This window comes from Enterobacter sp. BNK-18, assembly GCF_047456135.1.
GTDB lineage: Bacteria > Pseudomonadota > Gammaproteobacteria > Enterobacterales > Enterobacteriaceae > Enterobacter > Enterobacter ludwigii.
Window position 1 is genome coordinate 71,545 of record NZ_CP179899.1, and the last position, 17,314, is coordinate 88,858.

The 17,314-nt window shown below is 52.9% G+C and carries 16 protein-coding genes; 6 read left to right on the forward strand and 10 right to left on the reverse strand.

Annotated features, from left to right (window positions below; all coding sequences use genetic code 11):
- Positions 1-19: 19 nt before the first annotated feature.
- From ACMGG3_RS00355 to ACMGG3_RS00400, 10 genes are all read right to left on the reverse strand, one after another.
- Positions 20-499, reverse strand: coding sequence for a hypothetical protein (locus ACMGG3_RS00355; RefSeq protein WP_014168789.1), 480 nt, complete (start codon positions 497-499; stop codon positions 20-22).
- On the reverse strand, positions 496-1,275 hold the full coding sequence (locus ACMGG3_RS00360) for a winged helix-turn-helix domain-containing protein (protein ID WP_153853047.1): 780 nt from the start codon (positions 1,273-1,275) through the stop codon (positions 496-498). The genes ACMGG3_RS00355 and ACMGG3_RS00360 overlap by 4 nt, the downstream gene beginning before the upstream one ends.
- A gap of 17 nt (positions 1,276-1,292) precedes the next feature.
- Positions 1,293-2,480 carry an HD domain-containing phosphohydrolase gene (locus ACMGG3_RS00365; RefSeq protein WP_025205028.1) on the reverse strand — a complete coding sequence of 396 codons (1,188 nt, stop codon included), beginning with the start codon at positions 2,478-2,480 and terminating at the stop codon, positions 1,293-1,295.
- A gap of 28 nt (positions 2,481-2,508) precedes the next feature.
- Positions 2,509-2,925, reverse strand: coding sequence for a fimbrial protein (locus ACMGG3_RS00370; RefSeq protein ID WP_414149902.1), 417 nt, complete (start codon positions 2,923-2,925; stop codon positions 2,509-2,511).
- The gene (locus tag ACMGG3_RS00375) at positions 2,922-3,680 is read right to left on the reverse strand and encodes a hypothetical protein (RefSeq protein ID WP_414149485.1); all 759 of its coding nucleotides are present in this window, start codon (positions 3,678-3,680) and stop codon (positions 2,922-2,924) included. Before ACMGG3_RS00375 ends, ACMGG3_RS00370 begins: the two co-directional genes overlap by 4 nt.
- A gap of 24 nt (positions 3,681-3,704) precedes the next feature.
- Positions 3,705-6,209, reverse strand: coding sequence for a fimbria/pilus outer membrane usher protein (locus tag ACMGG3_RS00380; protein WP_414149486.1), 2,505 nt, complete (start codon positions 6,207-6,209; stop codon positions 3,705-3,707).
- A gap of 33 nt (positions 6,210-6,242) precedes the next feature.
- Entirely contained in the window at positions 6,243-6,950 is a 708-nt protein-coding gene (locus ACMGG3_RS00385; protein WP_333178001.1) for a molecular chaperone, read from the reverse strand.
- A gap of 37 nt (positions 6,951-6,987) precedes the next feature.
- Positions 6,988-7,548 carry a fimbrial protein gene (locus ACMGG3_RS00390; RefSeq protein ID WP_014168795.1) on the reverse strand — a complete coding sequence of 187 codons (561 nt, stop codon included), beginning with the start codon at positions 7,546-7,548 and terminating at the stop codon, positions 6,988-6,990.
- Positions 7,549-7,996: 448 nt separating this feature from the next.
- Positions 7,997-9,781 (reverse strand): diguanylate cyclase, encoded by a 1,785-nt coding sequence (locus ACMGG3_RS00395; protein WP_414149487.1) that lies wholly within the window; start codon positions 9,779-9,781, stop codon positions 7,997-7,999.
- A 120-nt stretch (positions 9,782-9,901) separates the two neighbouring features.
- Positions 9,902-11,011 carry an AI-2E family transporter gene (locus ACMGG3_RS00400; RefSeq protein ID WP_020885256.1) on the reverse strand — a complete coding sequence of 370 codons (1,110 nt, stop codon included), beginning with the start codon at positions 11,009-11,011 and terminating at the stop codon, positions 9,902-9,904.
- 336 nt (positions 11,012-11,347) lie between these two features.
- Between ACMGG3_RS00400 and mmuP the strand changes: the two genes are divergently transcribed.
- From mmuP to tauD, 6 genes are all read left to right on the forward strand, one after another.
- Positions 11,348-12,748 (forward strand): S-methylmethionine permease, encoded by a 1,401-nt coding sequence (mmuP, locus tag ACMGG3_RS00405; protein ID WP_414149488.1) that lies wholly within the window; start codon positions 11,348-11,350, stop codon positions 12,746-12,748.
- A complete protein-coding gene (gene mmuM / locus ACMGG3_RS00410) occupies positions 12,735-13,667 on the forward strand; it encodes a homocysteine S-methyltransferase (protein ID WP_050737469.1) in 933 nt (310 codons plus the stop codon). The genes mmuP and mmuM overlap by 14 nt, the downstream gene beginning before the upstream one ends.
- Before the next feature lie 196 nt (positions 13,668-13,863).
- Entirely contained in the window at positions 13,864-14,826 is a 963-nt protein-coding gene (tauA, locus tag ACMGG3_RS00415; RefSeq protein ID WP_014168800.1) for a taurine ABC transporter substrate-binding protein, read from the forward strand.
- A gap of 10 nt (positions 14,827-14,836) precedes the next feature.
- Positions 14,837-15,604, forward strand: a complete 768-nt coding sequence (gene tauB, locus ACMGG3_RS00420; protein ID WP_032677492.1) for a taurine ABC transporter ATP-binding subunit — start codon at positions 14,837-14,839, stop codon at positions 15,602-15,604.
- A complete protein-coding gene (gene tauC, locus ACMGG3_RS00425; protein WP_014168802.1) occupies positions 15,601-16,428 on the forward strand; it encodes a taurine ABC transporter permease TauC in 828 nt (275 codons plus the stop codon). The genes tauB and tauC overlap by 4 nt, the downstream gene beginning before the upstream one ends.
- Complete coding sequence (tauD, locus tag ACMGG3_RS00430; RefSeq protein WP_414149489.1) at positions 16,425-17,276, forward strand: taurine dioxygenase; 852 nt, start codon at positions 16,425-16,427, stop codon at positions 17,274-17,276. The genes tauC and tauD overlap by 4 nt, the downstream gene beginning before the upstream one ends.
- Positions 17,277-17,314: the final 38 nt, after the last annotated feature.

Genomic DNA, 17,314 nt, shown 5'->3' on the forward strand with positions numbered 1-17,314 from the left:
TGCGATCATCAAACTATCTTTATGACTGGATAACACAATTCATCACGGGCGACAGCGTATTACCGATAGTGATAAAACTGTCGCCATGTTTTTTCATATACATGGAATGCTCGCCGCTTAAAAAGAATACTTTAATAGCCAGAGAGGACAGATTTTCGGGCGTGTTATCATGTGCCAGCTTTTCCTGCTTGAGGATCTTCACCGTATACGCATTGCTGGAGGTATTAAGGTACTTAAACTTTACGTAGCGGGAAAAGGTGTAATTTTTGCCCTGGTAATCTATGTCGCCGTATAAATTAGATTGACCTGTTTTATCCTCGGAAAATTCAAAGGCAACATTTCCTGAAAATGTAAACGGTTGGTCATTTGAACCATCTTTATAGGAGAAATTCGCAAAGCAGCGATCGTTTATATACGTTGATGGACGTACAATAATACCCCAGAGAAGCGTGCCTGTAAGTACAGTTATTATCGTCGCGAATACCAGTGCGTTTTTCATTTCATTTCCCAGTTAAATGCATAATGGTTTTCGCAATAGATCAACGTGTTGTTTTCTGAGTCCAGGGGACAAAAAGCGTAAAAAATTCTCCCGCGGCTACCATAAAACACGTTCGGCTGTATATTCACCATCAGTTGAGCTGCATGCAACGCACATTTCTCTTTGAGACTGGGCTGAGCAGAAAGCAACACGTCAATCAAATGCTTTCGCATATCACCAGAAAGATGTTCAAAAGTGTTGACGCTACACTTCCCGAGATGGCCAATCATCGTGAGTTCGTCATATCGCTGATTTGGCTGTTCCTTGTTCCAGACCCAGATATTGGCTACTAGCAGCACAACAATACCGACTGTTGCCCATATATATCGCTGTGGGAATCTTTTCTTTCTGACCCGGCGAGGGCTAATATTCTCGAGTTTAGTGACACCTTCAGTGGTGTCTATAATCTGCACATCAATATCAGAAGAAAAGAAAAAGCCCACTTTGGGAACAACAATAATCGTTTCTTCAATATCTGTCAGGGAGGTCAGGGTCTTACGTAAAATACTCACATACTGATTAAGTGAGGAGCTGGAACTGGTATGTCCGGCGGACTCCCACACCTGTTCCAGCAGATACTGACGTTCAAGAACGGCTCCCGGCGTTGCAATCAGCAACGAGAGAATACGATTCGCCGTGTTTGTCAGTTTTTTGCCTTCAGGTGCCTCAGCGCCTGGAATAGTGAGTTCACCACTTTCCGTATCGTAGACAACTGTATGGGCAATCAAATATTTCATTATTTATTCTTAGGGCGTTAACACTTCGCAACGAGCGGTTTAACAGAATTAATATTATGGCCCAGCAATGTCACAATGTCCCAGTCCAGACGATAATTTGCGGCCTCTTCACGAAGAATACTCATGGCTTTATCGCTGTCCATTCCTCGTCGGTAGGGACGGTTCTCTGTCATTGCGGTAAAAACATCCGCTACGGCCAGAATTCGTGACGGAATATCCAGCGACGCGGCGCCTAGCCGGAAAGGATAACCGCTGCCATCCAGACGTTCATGATGGTTGGCTGCCCAATCCACGATGCTGCCGAGTTCAGTAATAGGGTGTAGCATGACCAGCGTTTTGTAGCTGTGCTGCTTCATACGGGCGTATTCATGGTCTTCAAGCTTGCCGTGTTTTTCGAGAATAGCGAGCGGTGTAAAGAGCTTGCCGATGTCATGTAAATAACCCGCAATGCAGATTTTTTCCTGCATATCGCGGTCATAGCCATAAAGTGCAGCAAGACGGGCCGCCACATGGGCCACGCTGGCGCTGTGAGTGCGGGTGAAGCTGCTGTATTTATCGACAATTTTTGAAATCAGCTGGCACACTTCAAGAAAGTCATGATGATCGAGCATGTCGTGTTGCAGAGGGCTAATGGCATTAAGCACCTGGTCTTGTGCCGGGTTACAGAGCCTGAACCAGAAGCCATCCTGGCGACTCGATTCATACAGGGCATTCGAAAGCACATCAGGCCACTGCTCAGGCCGTGCAAAGAAGCGGGCCAGGATATCCTCGCGCTGTGCGACAAAATCGCCTTTAACCTCGCGCAGGAACAGTTCGAACGTATCGGCCATATGCACCAGATGATGTACCAGAGGGAGCGTATTGTTGTCTGATATTGACCATTCGCTGTGATGATTTTCCAGAATGGCGGTCACCGGCTGCAGAAAACGAATGCCCGCCGTCATTGACCCACCCAACTGTTCATGGCCATCCTGAAAGCCATCACCTCCCGGCATGATGTGTGCGCGATCTTTACTGAGTGCACCAATATCATGAAGCATGCCGGCCAGAAAGGCCGTCTTGATTCCGGAGTGATCAAGTCCTGCCTGATGGCTTAAATACCAGGTGATGATTGCCGTGCGTTGCAAATGATTTACCAGGTCAGCAGAGACCGGATAAATAATTCGATGTAATAAGTTAAGCACGGTTTGAACAGATATATTCATGGAAGCCCTGAGCTAAATACTAAAATAATTAATCGTAACCAAACATAATTTGTGCAGTTGCTACCACCGTTCCGGTCGAGAGCGCTGATGCGTTGTAGACTTTGTAATAGGCATGCAAATAAATATATTGTATATCCTGGATGTTATCATCTTTTGCAATGTCTAATATTTGTGTTGCATGTTCCATATTATTGCTGCTGGAGATTTTTATCTCCTCATGTTCGCCAAGGAAATAACGACTGCGAAGCGCAATGCCCACGCCGCCAGCGGTAGTCTCATCATTAACCATGACCTGGTAAGTGCTGTCGGTAGTAACCAGGTCATTACTGGATATCCAGGCCTTGATATTACGGGTGGCAGTTTTGACTCCCGCCAGATTCCCGCACTTAAACGGTATGGTAAAATCGGCACCGTTAGCTTTACCATTTATTTTTAATGTCCTCAGCGAGGCGGGGGGAGCTTAACCGTCATGTCATGGGTCATGTTGCAGGTGGTTTCTTTCGGTTCAAACTGAATAGTAACTTTCTCGTAAGCGAGAAAATAATCGGTATTCCAGCTTTTGCGCGAGGTGTCGGTCATCATGTTGTCCCACGCGCGGTAGGCATAGGTTTTACTGGATAACAAGGGTGAATCCGCTCCGCTCCCCGTACCGCTCATTACCGCCGGTATAACGCTGAGTGCACCATTAGTGGTCGTCTTGGTGTAGGCTGCGACCCCGGTGGGTGGCGTGTTTAAAAGCTCTGCGCGCAATGTATATTGTGTTGGATAGGCGAGGGAGTGGATGCCCACAATCCCGCTGACAGTCACTTTTGTTGTGCCGGTGATTTGTGCCGTCACTTTAATCCAGTAGCTGTTTTCGCCATCGGCGCTGTTAAAATTGAGGTACACGGGGTTATTATTAAACCCGGTGAAATAATAAAGATGATCCTGTAATACACCACCAATCCCGACATTGCCATAGGTACAGGTCATGCTGCCAGACCAGCTTGTCGTATAGGTTCTTTCTACGACATTGGATGTCAGAAACTCAGATGAGAGATTCAGCGATTTATCCGCTTCTGCCACGTTTTTAAATAAAATGCCGCTATTTCTGCACGTATCGCCAGTAAGGCCTCTGGACTGGGGTTGAGCCAGTGCGGAAAATCCTGGTATAAATATCAGGGCGAATACGGCTATGATGAGATAAAAAGACTTACTCATGATCGTATTAATACTCGTTTTAAATTACCGGCAGATATTGACGGCATGTTCATTGGGCTGTGCAATGACACAGGTTTTTTTTACCTTGCCTTTGCTGATATCGATATGCAGAGAATCAGGCATCGTATCGGATTTAATAAAAATCTGGCTTCCCTGTGCTACATATCCCAACTCGTTATGACCGCTATCTGAAACAAATGCGCCAAACGGTAACTGTTCACCTTTCGTATCCTGAACTTCCAGGGTGAATAATTTCCGCGTATCCGTTTTGTATTTCAGATACGTAATGCTGCCTTCATACGGGGCGATATTCAGCAAATTACCCTGTAAATCAACGTCGCTGCTTTTTGTCCCATCCTGCTCGAGATGAAAATTATTCTGCCGGTAAGGCGTTGCGCTGGTCACCAGTGCGATACCGTGCTGGTTTGTACGGGTCGATGAATCGCCGTTGACCACGGCATTTTCCACGCCGGGTGCCTCAAGGATCACAAAGTTCCGCCCATTATTCGGGGAGGCAATGACCCCTCCACGCCACGCAAGCAGATTGCCGCTCGCACCAAGGCTGGTCTGGCGATATTCACGGGCGACGGTCAGGCCGGTGTTAAGGCTGGTCACACTGTTTTTCCAGTTGCTATAGAGATCCGCCGAACGGGAGTCCCCCTCGTTATCATGGGCCAGCATCAGGCTGTAATCGACATCGTGGGAATTACCGCTCAGGCTGACGTCTGAAGACGCATATCGACCTTTCTGCACGCTGGCGTGGGTTGCGATGCTCCCACCGCTGCCGAAGAGGGACATCGGAACGGTGACGGAAAAATAGAGATTGTTCTCAGTGTTTCCACGCGTGCGCAACGAAGTGACGACATCACCCTCATAATTTGTTTCATAGTCGTAGTAGGACTGCGTCACTTCGGAACGGCGCAGCGATACGGCGTAATTTACGCTGTGCCAGGCATTGCTCCACGTCAGGTTATACTGGCGGCTGGTTTTTTGCCCGCGCCAGTAGTCACGCCAGTATGCTGAAAGCGAAAGACGGCCGAAATCATCTGACAGGGGTTGAATGATATTGGCGCTGAATGCCTGTTTGCTGTTAACCGTCGAGGAGCCTGTTCCGCCATAATCCTGAATATTGGATCGGGTCAGGACAAAATCGCTGAAGGAGGCATAGTTCTGCGTTCGGTAATAATACGATGCGAGCGTCAGGTTAGTTCGTGTTGGAAAATACTTACTCCATGAAAGGGCGTATTTTTCTCCGCGGCGCCGCTCCTCTCCCGGCAGGCGATACTGTGACTCTTCAAGAGATCCAGACAACGAGCCCGCGTAGGGTAAAGATATGGCACCCCCAAGCAATACAGATTGATAGTCAGCATTCCAGATGCTCCCGGCAGTCGCGGTAACGTAATTATTAATACCGCGTGAATAGCTAAACTGGGCAAAGCGGCTATGGTCGTTGATACCGCACATGTCCACTTCACCGATATTGAACTGATAATCACTGGTGCCCGGTCGGAGCATGTCTGGTAAAGAGGAAAATGGAACGGCAAAGCGCTCGGTACTTCCGCCATTATTTTTTACTTCCACGGTCAGATCGCCACGTGAACCGGTCGGCATTAAATCCCGAATTGCAAAGGGGCCGGCGGGCACGGATAACTGATGAATAATATGGCCGTCCTGAAACACGCTCACGACCGCGGAACTGGTGGCGATCCCGGTGATGACAGGCATATAAACACGTTCGCTGTCGGGCAACATCTGCCGGCTCTTCGTGAGCGTCAGGCCGCGGAATCTCACGGTATCAAAGTAATCAGAGGCGGTATACGCCCGCCCGACACGCATGAGCGATTCGATAGCCACAATCGGTTTTTCGACATAGCGTGTGGTATTGACCCAATAACTTTTTCCCGGATTGCTGTAACGCATCCAGGTGGAATTATCGAGTAAATGCCAGCCTGAAAAATTCAGCCCGCTGTTCAGTGAAAGATAAAAATTATCGCTATTTGTATACCCTTCACTCAGTCCATGGAAGTTGTAATAGTTAACGTTGTAATTGGTATAAAGACCGTTAATCCCCTGGTCCCATTTCTGCGGTGCCACCCAGTTTTGGCTGTCAGTTTTCACAAAGGCTTGCGGAACTTCCAGATCCAGACGCAACTCTCCCGGTACCAGCTTGCTTTTACCTCCGTGGAGTAACGTATTAATGTCAATCATGTCGGAGTGAGCGTTCGCGATAGCATCATCCAGCTCCTGAATAGACAGTTGCGTGGCATCTTCTTTATGAATATGTACCGTGCCCCGATCGTCATTGGCGACCGTTAAGGTGAACTTTCCACGCCAGACGTTGTTGACGTAAACGTCGAGATCGTAAGTCCCTGGCGTCATGACCAACTGATTATTACTCCAGTCCATATCCGCTGAATTACCGACCAGCAGGCTACTGTTGAATGTCTCACCGTATGCACCAAACGAGCACAAGGCGAGGCTGATGGAATGAACCAGCAGGCTTTTTCGAAACAGCGATCTGTTCTTCATCAAAATTGAACCTGGCATGAGTACTGTCCGCGATCAGTGGAGGGTGCTGAATCTCTTGGCGCCGAAATCATCAAGCCAGGTGATTCGGTACTGATTACCCGCATGGATTTTGTCGGGAACCAGCGCACAACCAAACGGAGGAATAAAGGCGGTATCGCTCAGTAAATTATCTTTTCTGGCCTGTTTTAACTGCCCACCTTGCCAGGTCACGATTTGCGGAATGGTCAGGTAATAAGGGGAGTTGTTTTTAAGGCACACACGATCGCCAGAGGTGGAAAGGGTGACTTTTTCAATAACCGAGCTGTCCAGTTCTTCCAGAGACATTGGACGATAAAAAACTTTGATGCGGTTGCGAATAGCGACCTGGAGATAATTATCAGCTCCACCTTCCGGTACCGGAGGCACGTCCAGAACGTTCAGCCAGAATACGCTTTCCCGATCCGTTGGCAGTGACTGGGTATTCATTGCGGCGACCTTCAGGGTTTGCCCACTGTGCGCCTCCATTTTTACGACAGGCGGCATAAGGGAGAAGGGCACTTTGACCTTTTCAGGCGCAGCGGAAGCATCGCCCTCATCCAGCCAGGATTGCACCAGATGCGTTTTATCACTGTCATTAACCAGCTGTACGGAAACGAATTTCGCCGCTGCCGGATAAATGACGCGAGTCTGATTAATCACGACACTGGCAAAAGCCATCTGCGAGGCGACAGCCCCGATGAGAAAGATTATTAATTTTTTCATGATGTTTAAAACCGGGGATTGCTCCCCGGTGGAGGTATTAATCGTAGCTAAAAGAGTAAGTTGCGTCGGTAACGACTTTACCGGTGGTGACAGAAGCACCGCCAAAGTTGTAGTAGTTCGCATGCATGGTCAGCGTAATACCGTCGGTGCTGGAAACATCATCCGACGTGAGGCCGGTATTGAAGGCGGTATCAAACGGTACGGCAGTCTTGCCATCGGATGTCAGGGTGATACCCACACCTTCTGCGCCGCCTTCGCTGTAGTTTTTCAGGTATTTACCGTCGTCAGACAGGTTGCTGCTGGTGAAGGTGATTTTGAGGGTTTTGGTGCCTTCGTCTGCCGCTGTGCAGTTTTTCAGGCTCATGGTGAAGTCTTTTTCGTTAGCCGTCACGATGCCCGCGGTTTTCCCCATATCGGTAAGCGTAATCGGAGACAGATTGACGGTGAAATCAGAACCATTGTTGGTCGTCACATCACAGGTTGTATCTGATACTGAACCGTTAAAGGTAATTGTGCCACCTGCGACACCCGTGCTTTCTGCCGCCATTGCTGCACCAGAAAACATGATAGCCGCTGCGATTAATGTCTTATTGAACATGTTTTATATCCCGTTTTTTCATTTTCGATGTACCTGGTACTTCCAGGGTGGGGAAACAGCGTTTCGGAACACTGTTTTACCCACTCTTTTGGTCGGGATATAAAACCATTTAATGCGCAGTTTGGTAAACGCAAATATCGTTTAAATTGATTTTTTAAATTTAAATGACTGCTTTTTAATTTTTATATAGGTTTATGTTCTTTTGGTTGAGGGGCTGGAGGGGAGGTAGAGAAACGATTTCCTGTTTAAAGACGTGCTCAAAATCGTCATATGACGATCTTTGCAAGGATCCTGGACAGGCATAAAAACATTACTCTGCACAGTGAGTTACAATATTGAAACGAAATTAACATTACCAAAACAAGTACGGCAATGAAGCACGCTGTTTCAGGGAAGACAAAGAAGGGGAAAAGACACTGCCAGGAGGGATAACAGTCTCTTTTTTTAACTATTCAACTTCGAGCGTACTAAAACTGACGATACGAGAACGCCCTAATTCCTTCGCACGGTATAAGGCAACATCTGCCGCGCGTAACAGGTTGTCGCTTTCGGCATGCTGAGGGTAGCTGGCGATTCCGATAGAGACATCAACTGGACCGATTTCGGTCAGTCCACTGCGCACCGTTAACGCGCGAACGGCGTCAAAAATCTCGTTTGCGAAGGTAAAGGCAACCTCTTCATTTACCCCTGGCAGGAGTATTAAAAACTCCTCTCCGCCAAAGCGAAACGCCAGGCCATTCTCACGGACCGCCCGTTTCACAATGCTGGATACGCTTTTAATAACCTGATCACCCGCTTCATGGCCAAACCGGTCATTAATACTCTTGAAGTGATCGATATCGATCATCATGCAACTCAGTGGTTCGCCGTTACGAATGGCCTGTGTCATTTGGGTATGAAGCGTATCTTCCAGATGATGGCGATTGCGCAAGCCGGTCAGCGGGTCGAACAATGCTTTTTCCAGCAACGCATCGCGTAGCCGCTGGTTTGCCAGCGCCAGACCGAGCGCTTCGGCCATCAGTTCGAGATAAGCACGGGCAGGGGCATTTTCCGCGGTGATATTCTGGAATGAGAGCAGACCAATAGCCTCGCCCTGGGCAATGAGCGGCACGCACAGCGAACGATCCGCCAGTGATTCCGGCAGATGATAGCAGGCGATATCCGGCTTACCGCTGAACGGGGGATGGCTCTGACCACGCCTTACTGCCCAGCATTCGTCAGGATGAAACGTCATCTCCTCTCCCGTGGGGGAGAGCCACTGGGCAACGCAACGCATCTGCCAGGGATCGCGGTCAAGGACATAGAGCCGGCCAGGGATCCCCGGGGCGATATTGGGGGCAAACATCTCCGCCACGTTGATAACATCGGTAAAGTTCTCACACCCTTGCAGCCGCTGCGTCATGCGGGCCAGCAGTTCGCGGACAGCCCAGTCGGCGTCGCGCTCTTTTTCGAGCCGTTGCCGGGCAAGGCCGTTTTCACGAAAAATACGGATCGCCTGCGCCATATCGCCAATCTCATCAATCTGATTAAAATTCGGCGTTTCGACGGCGTAATCCTGCGACGCCAGACGGTGTACCACGTCGCTCAGACGCACCACGGGGCGCAGCACGCGACGTTTCAGGATAAAGCCCAGGACAAACAGAAACAGCAGGGCGGTCAGGCCAACCATCAGTTCAGAGGCCGTACGCAGCGCTTTCGATTTTTTGGTGGCATCCTGCACGGACGCAATCACCCGCTTGTCGAGGATCTGGCGAAAGTGATCAATCTGGTTTTGTGCGCGTTCCAGCGCCTGCTCATAGGGGGCACCATAAAGCAGGGCAATGGCCTGAGCATCTTCTCCCCGCTCTGTACTGGTCAGGGCCGTCTGCTGTTCATCCTGTAGCGCATCGATAATCTTGAGACCTTCCCGCAGCAGGGCCAGCTCCTCATCAGACGCGCCGTTATCGCGCAGTTTATCCAGCCTCAGTTCGACATTTTTCAGGTTGTTCTCTGACTGGCTGTATTGTCTGAGGGTTTGCGGATCTTTTTTTATCACGTACAGGCGGGCTAAATCGGACTGCGCCCAGGCGTCGGTTTCAACATCCTCCGTCAGCTCATCAAAGCGCTGCCGCTGTTCAACGGCGTGACGTTCCACGGTGTCGGCATTGGATGCCATCAGCATGATGATGCCTGAGACAAGGGTCAGGCAGACCGTGGCACCATAGGCCCAGTTAGTTATCGTTGCGATTCGCACCTGTGGATCCTTTTACGACATGAGAAGGATGGCGTTCTTTCAAATTATAGAAAACGTTTGATTTAAGGCGAAAAAAAAGGCGGCACAGTGCCGCCTGGTGTGGTCTTTATCGTCATATCATCACAAATCTGGAGGGTTTTTTCCTTCCTCGATGAAATCCGCATCCAGCTCTTCGGCGTTACCCGCGTGATCGCGACCGGAGAACAGGTTCCAGCAGGCGATGAACAGCGCGGCGATCAGCGGCCCAATCACAAAGCCATTAATGCCGTACAGCTCCATCCCGCCAAGGGTTGAGATGAGGATCAGGTAGTCCGGCATTTTGGTGTCTTTCCCCACCAGCAATGGACGCAGGATATTGTCCACCAGCCCGACAATGATGACGAAGAAGCCAACGATAAAGAGACCCTGCCAGAGCTGATGCGTGGCGAACAGGAAGATGGCGGCCGGCACCCAGACAATGGCCGAGCCGACGGCCGGAACCAGCGAAAGGAACGCCATCAGCGCGCCCCAGAGTACGCTACCGTCAATACCAGCGATGGCAAATGCAATCCCGCCGAGCGTGCCCTGAACCACCGCCACTACCGCCGTACCTTTTACCGTTGCCCGCGAGACGCCGACGAATTTGGCGAACAGATGCTGTTTGGCAAAATCAGACAGAGGAAGCGAATCAAGGATCTGGCGTACCAGATACGGGCCATCTTTTAGCAGGAAGAACAGCAGATAAAGCATGATGCCAAAGCTGATCGCAAAGCCAAACGTCCCTTTACCAATCAGAAACGCGCTGCCGGCCAGATACTGTCCGCCCTGCAGTGCTACATCGGAGAGTTTTTTCTGGATTTGCGCCGCGTTCGTCAGATTGTGATCCGCAAGGAAGCCGCTGGCCCAGCCTGGCAGGTGGTTAAAGATGCTCGCCACCACTTCCGGGAATTGGGTATTGTTCGCTTGCAGCTTGGTGTATACCACGTTCAGTTCAATGGCGAGCGATGAAAAGATCACCATCAACGGGATAAAGACGATGAGGCAGATAATGCCGATGGTTAACAGCGAAGCCAGTCCGTTGCGATCGCCCATCGCCGCGCGCAGCTTGTTTTTTACCGGGTTAAAGATAACGGTAAGAATGGCGGCCCATAAAATCGCGGAGAAGTAGGGGGAGAGCACGTCGAAGAAAGCCCAGGTGACAAGGGCGAGTATGAAGATAAAGAAACCTTTGGTCAGTCCGTTAAAGCGCATCAGTTGATCCTGTAACGATGAAACTGTGTCGACTATAGAACTGATTGAGGGATTTACCAAGAATTGCGCCGCTGTAAAATCCCGCGTATGAACCCGCTCCTTACGGATACCACTTTCGACTGACCGAAGAACGCCAGGGTCCGCGCCATGCTGTAAGTATCTGCTTGCGGAGGTGCTTATGGCCTGGCGTCCGTTCCTGTATGTGATCCTCACAACCCACCCCAGACTCAGCGCGCGGCGCGCTCGATTACGTCTGGTCGTCTAGCTTTTTCTTAACAATCGCGGTATAACACACCTTCTTTGGATGTTTAGATGTCCATACGTATAGAAGGTAATATGCAAACACAACAAGAAAATGGGCAGCTTAAGCGCACCATGAAAACACGCCACCTGATTATGCTCTCGCTGGGTGGGGTCATTGGGACAGGGCTATTCTTCAATACTGGTTATATCATTTCAACGACCGGGGCCGCGGGAACGCTGCTGGCGTACCTGATTGGCGCGCTGGTGGTCTGGCTGGTGATGCAGTGTCTGGGCGAACTTTCCGTTGCGATGCCGGAAACCGGCGCGTTTCACGTCTATGCCGCCCGCTATCTTGGCCCGGCTACAGGCTATACCGTGGCGTGGCTTTACTGGCTTACCTGGACGGTGGCGCTCGGGTCGAGCTTTACCGCCGCCGGGTTCTGTATGCAGTACTGGTTCCCGCAGGTGCCCGTCTGGACGTGGTGCGTGGTGTTCTGCGTGGTGATCTTCGGCCTTAACGTCATCTCCACGCGCTTCTTTGCCGAAGGCGAGTTCTGGTTCTCGCTGGTGAAAGTCATCACCATTATTGCCTTTATTATTCTTGGCGGCGCTGCGGTGTTTGGCTTTATCCCGATGCAGGACGGTTCTCCCGCGCCGGGCTTAACCAACCTTACCGCCGAAGGCTGGTTCCCGCACGGCGGCCTGCCCATCCTGATGACCATGGTCGCGGTGAACTTCGCCTTCTCCGGGACAGAGCTTATCGGTATCGCGGCGGGTGAGACGGAAAACCCGCACAAGGTGATTCCGGTTGCCATTCGTACCACCATTGCCCGGCTGATCATCTTCTTTATTGGTACCGTGTTTGTGCTGGCCGCGCTGATCCCGATGCATCAGGCGGGCGTGGAAAAAAGTCCGTTTGTACTGGTGTTCGAAAAGGTCGGTATTCCGTACGCGGCTGATATTTTTAACTTCGTGATCCTGACGGCCATCCTGTCGGCGGCGAACTCGGGCCTGTACGCTTCTGGCCGCATGCTCTGGTCGCTCTCGAATGAAAAAACGCTGCCGCGTTGCTTTGCGCGCGTTAATAAAAACGGCGTACCCATGACGGCGATTTCTGTTTCAATGCTTGGCGGCGTACTGGCGCTGTTCTCAAGCGTGGTGGCACCGGACACGGTGTTTGTCGCACTGTCCGCCATCTCAGGCTTTGCTGTGGTGGCGGTCTGGATCAGCATCTGCGCGTCGCATTTTGTCTTCCGTCGTCGCCATCTTCAGTCTGGTCAGCCGCTTTCCGCTCTGCAGTATCGCGCGCCGTGGTATCCGCTGGTGCCGGTGCTCGGCTTTATCCTCTGCGTGGTGGCCTGTGTTGGTCTGGCGTTTGACCCGAGTCAGCGTATTGCCCTTTATTGCGGGCTTCCGTTTGTTGCCCTGTGTTATGGTGCCTACTACCTGACCCGAAACATGTCATCGCAGGAGCCTGAACATGTCGCAGAATAATCCGCTTACCGCCATCCTTGAAAAACAGCCATTTGTGGTGCTGGATGGCGCGATGGCGACGGAACTGGAAGCGCGCGGTTGTAATCTTGCAGACAGCCTGTGGTCTGCCAAAGTGCTGGTTGAAAACCCGGATCTTATCCGCGACGTTCATCTGGACTACTACCGGGCGGGGGCGCAGGTGGCGATCACCGCCAGCTATCAGGCCACGCCTGCGGGGTTTGCCGCACGAGGCCTGGATGAGGCGCAATCCCGCGCGCTGATTGGCAAAAGCGTGGAGCTGGCGCGTAAGGCGCGCGAAGCGTATCTCGCGGAAAACCCTCATGCAGGCACGCTGCTGGTCGCGGGATCGGTTGGGCCGTATGGTGCATACCTGGCGGATGGTTCTGAGTATCGCGGTGACTACGTGCGAAGCGCAGAAGCGTTTACCGATTTCCATCGCCCGCGCGTGGAAGCGCTGCTGGATGCCGGGGCAGATCTGCTGGCCTGCGAAACGCTGCCATCCTTTGCTGAAATCAAGGCGCTGGCGGCGCTTCTGGCCGAGTATCCCCGGGCCCGGGGATGGTTCTCGTTTACCCTGCGTGACAGCGAGCACCTCAGCGACGGCACGCCGCTGCGCGAGGTGATTTCTGCGCTGGAACGCTATCCGCAAATTGTGGCGCTGGGGATCAACTGTATCGCGCTGGAAAATACCACCGCGGCACTGAAACATCTTCACAGCCTCACCGCACTGCCGCTGGTGGTCTACCCGAATTCGGGGGAGCATTATGACGCCGTGACCAAAACCTGGCATCACCATGGCGAAGCCTGCGAAACGCTGGCGGGCTATTTACCCCAGTGGCTGGCGGCCGGGGCGAAGTTGATTGGAGGATGTTGCCGGACCACGCCGAAAGACATTGCGGAGCTAAAGGCGCAGCGCTGATGCCGTGTGTCGTCTGATGCATTCACCTCATCCCTCTCCCGTCGGGAGAGGGAGCCAGAATAAACCCCACAAAATTCACTATCCTTTGCCACTTTTTTTCTAAAAACGAATCGGAATTAACGATTCTTTTTTATTCCTTTATCAAAATTCCTGCGCCGGAAATACTGCCCTCATAACAACAAGGGGAGCAGTCACAATGGCAATTTCATCGCGAATTACACTTCTCGGCGCGCTGGCGCTGTGGGCATTTCAGGCACAGGCGGTAGACGTTACCGTCGCGTATCAAACCTCTGCGGAACCGGCAAAAGTTGCGCAGGCGGATAACACCTTCGCCAAAGAAAGCGGCGCGAAGGTGGACTGGCGTAAATTCGACAGCGGGGCGGCCGTCGTGCGCGCATTAGCGTCCGGCGATGTGCAGATTGGCAATATCGGTTCCAGTCCGCTGGCGGTAGCTGCCAGCCAGCAGGTGCCTGTTGAGGTTTTCCTGCTGGCGTCACAGCTCGGGAACTCTGAAGCCCTGGTCGTGAAGAAAAACATCACCCGGCCGGAAGATCTGATTGGCAAGCGCATCGCCGTGCCGTTTATCTCCACCACCCATTACAGCCTGCTGGCGGCACTCAAACACTGGGGCATCAAGCCGGGCCAGGTGCAGATCATCAACCTGCAGCCACCCGCAATTATTGCCGCCTGGCAGCGTGGGGATATCGACGGCGCTTACGTCTGGGCACCTGCCGTGAATGAGCTGGAAAAAGACGGCACCGTGCTGACCGATTCCGAACAGGTGGGGCAGTGGGGGGCGCCGACGCTTGACGTGTGGGTCGTGCGTAAAGACTTCGCGGAGAAACACCCTGACGTGGTGAAGGCGTTTGCTAAAAGCGCCATTGACGCCCAACAGCCTTATCTCAGCAACCCCGATGCGTGGCTGAAAGAGACGGGCAATCTGGAAAAACTGTCGCGCCTGAGCGGCGTTCCGGAAGCGGACGTGCCGGGGCTGGTGAAAGGCAATACCTATCTCACGCCTGCACAACAGGTCCAGCAGCTCAATGGGCCGGTCAATAAAGCGATTGTCGATACCGCTACGTTTCTGAAAGAGCAGGGCAAAGTGCCTGCGGTGGCGACAGATTACAGCCAGTACGTGACCGATCGCTTTGTGAAATAAGGGGGAAGCGATGCTGAATATTACAAATCTGTCTGCTGATTACGGCGGTAAACCCGTGCTGGAGGAGATCAACCTGACGCTGGACAGCGGTGAATTGCTGGTCGTGCTGGGTCCGTCCGGGTGCGGCAAAACCACGCTGCTGAATCTGATCGCCGGGTTTGTACCGTATCAGCATGGCACCATCCAGCTGGAAGGGAAACGGGTCGAGGGTCCGGGTGCAGAGCGCGGCGTGGTCTTTCAGAGTGAAGGGCTGCTTCCGTGGCGCAACGTGCAGGAAAACGTCGCCTTCGGCCTGCAGCTTGCGGGGATTCACCGTGAGCAACGGCTGGCGACCGCGCGTGAGATGCTAAAAAAGGTGGGGCTGGAGGGCGCTGAAAAACGTTTTATCTGGCAGCTTTCCGGTGGCCAGCGTCAACGGGTCGGGATTGCCCGCGCGCTGGCGGCAAACCCACAGCTGTTGCTGCTGGATGAGCCGTTTGGTGCGCTGGACGCCTTTACCCGTGAGCAGATGCAAACGCTGCTTTTGCGCCTGTGGCACGAAACGGGCAAGCAGGTACTGCTGATTACCCACGATATCGAAGAGGCGGTGTTTATGGCGACCGAACTGGTGTTGCTTTCGCCGGGGCCGGGTCGTGTGCTGGAGCGGTTGCCGCTCAGCTTTGCCCGTCGCTATGTGGCCGGTGAACCGGTCCGCAGTATCAAATCCGATCCGCTGTTTATTGAACAGCGCGAATATGTTTTAAGCCGCGTATTTGAACAACGGGAGGCATTCTCATGAGCATTGTCTTCAGTGAAAAAACGCGCCGCCCTCGTCTCGCGTTACGCTGGCCGTTCTCTCGCCAGATCACGCTGAGTGCGGGCACGTTGCTGGTATTGCTCGCGGTCTGGTGGGCGGTGGCAGCGCAACAGTGGGTTAGCCCGTTGTTCCTTCCGCCACCGGGACAGGTGCTGGCGAAACTCATCACCATCGCCGGGCCGCAGGGTTTTATGGATGCCACGCTCTGGCAGCATTTAGGTGCCAGTCTGGCGCGTATTCTGGTGGCGCTGCTGGCGGCGGTAGTGATTGGCATCCCGGTGGGTATCGCGATGGGGCTGAGCCCGACGGTGCGCGGCATTCTCGATCCGCTGATTGAGCTATACCGTCCGGTCCCACCGCTGGCCTATCTGCCGCTGATGGTTATCTGGTTTGGCATCGGGGAAACCTCGAAAATCTTGCTGATTTATCTGGCGATTTTTGCCCCGGTTGCTATGTCGGCATTGGCTGGGGTGAAGAGTGCACAGCAGGTGCGTATCCGCGCGGCGCAGTCGCTGGGTGCCAGCCGTCTTCAGGTGCTGCTGTTTGTGATTTTACCGGGCGCGCTGCCGGAGATTTTAACCGGGTTGCGCATTGGCCTCGGGGTGGGCTGGTCAACGCTGGTGGCGGCTGAGCTGATCGCCGCCACGCGCGGATTAGGGTTTATGGTGCAGTCGGCGGGAGAGTTTCTGGCGACTGACGTCGTGCTGGCAGGGATCGCGGTGATCGCCGTGATCGCCTTTGGATTAGAACTGGGGTTGCGCGCGCTACAGCGACGTCTGACGCCCTGGCATGGAGAAATACAATGAGTGAACGTCTGACCATCACACCGCTGGGGCCATATATTGGTGCGCAGGTCTCCGGCCTGGACGTGACCCGTCCACTGAGCGATAACCAGTTCGAGCAGTTGTACCACGCGGTGCTGCGCCATCAGGTGGTGTTCCTGCGCGAACAGGCGATCACCCCGCAGCAGCAGCGTGCGCTGGCCCTGTGCTTCGGCGATCTGCATATTCACCCGGTCTATCCCCATGCGGAAGGTGTGGAGGAGATCATCGTGCTGGATACCCATAACGATAATCCGCCGGACAACGACAACTGGCACACCGACGTGACGTTTATCGAAACGCCACCTGCCGGGGCGATACTGGCGGCGAAGCTGTTGCCGGACACCGGTGGAGATACGCTGTGGGCCAGCGGTATCGCCGCCTTCGAGGCGCTGTCCGTGCCGTTCCGGACGCTGCTGAGCGGGTTGCGGGCCGAACATGACTTCAAAAAATCCTTCCAGGAGTACAAGTACCGGAAAAGCGAAGAGGAACATCTGCGCTGGCAGGACGCGGTCGCGAAACATCCGCCGCTGCTGCATCCGGTAGTGCGTACGCACCCGGTGACCGGTAAGCAGGCGTTATTTGTGAACGAAGGCTTTACGACGCGGATCGTAGACGTGACGGAAAAAGAGAGCGATGCGCTGTTAAGCTTCCTGTTTGCCCATATCACCAGGCCGGAATTTCAGGTGCGCTGGCGCTGGCAGGAGAACGATCTGGCGATCTGGGACAATCGCGTGACGCAACACTATGCGAACGCGGATTATCTGCCGCAGCGTCGGATTATGCAGCGGGCGACGATTTTAGGGGATAAACCGTTTTACCGTGCGGGCTGATGGCTTCACCTGACCCTCTCCCGACGGGAGAGGGGAAA

Bases quoted from the DNA above. Each gene is read 5' to 3' on its own strand.
- tauD (WP_414149489.1), top strand. From the start codon at position 16,425: ATGAGTGAACGTCTGACCATCACACCGCTGGGGCCATATATTGGTGCG.
- tauB (WP_032677492.1), top strand. From the start codon at position 14,837: ATGCTGAATATTACAAATCTGTCTGCTGATTACGGCGGTAAACCCGTG.
- mmuP (WP_414149488.1), top strand. From the start codon at position 11,348: ATGCAAACACAACAAGAAAATGGGCAGCTTAAGCGCACCATGAAAACA.
- ACMGG3_RS00390 (WP_014168795.1), bottom strand. From the start codon at position 7,548: ATGTTCAATAAGACATTAATCGCAGCGGCTATCATGTTTTCTGGTGCA.
- ACMGG3_RS00355 (WP_014168789.1), bottom strand. From the start codon at position 499: ATGAAAAACGCACTGGTATTCGCGACGATAATAACTGTACTTACAGGC.
- ACMGG3_RS00380 (WP_414149486.1), bottom strand. From the start codon at position 6,209: ATGAAGAACAGATCGCTGTTTCGAAAAAGCCTGCTGGTTCATTCCATC.
- mmuM (WP_050737469.1), top strand. From the start codon at position 12,735: ATGTCGCAGAATAATCCGCTTACCGCCATCCTTGAAAAACAGCCATTT.
- ACMGG3_RS00365 (WP_025205028.1), bottom strand. From the start codon at position 2,480: ATGAATATATCTGTTCAAACCGTGCTTAACTTATTACATCGAATTATT.
- ACMGG3_RS00400 (WP_020885256.1), bottom strand. From the start codon at position 11,011: ATGCGCTTTAACGGACTGACCAAAGGTTTCTTTATCTTCATACTCGCC.
- tauC (WP_014168802.1), top strand. From the start codon at position 15,601: ATGAGCATTGTCTTCAGTGAAAAAACGCGCCGCCCTCGTCTCGCGTTA.
- tauA (WP_014168800.1), top strand. From the start codon at position 13,864: ATGGCAATTTCATCGCGAATTACACTTCTCGGCGCGCTGGCGCTGTGG.
- ACMGG3_RS00385 (WP_333178001.1), bottom strand. From the start codon at position 6,950: ATGAAAAAATTAATAATCTTTCTCATCGGGGCTGTCGCCTCGCAGATG.
- ACMGG3_RS00360 (WP_153853047.1), bottom strand. From the start codon at position 1,275: ATGAAATATTTGATTGCCCATACAGTTGTCTACGATACGGAAAGTGGT.
- ACMGG3_RS00375 (WP_414149485.1), bottom strand. From the start codon at position 3,680: ATGAGTAAGTCTTTTTATCTCATCATAGCCGTATTCGCCCTGATATTT.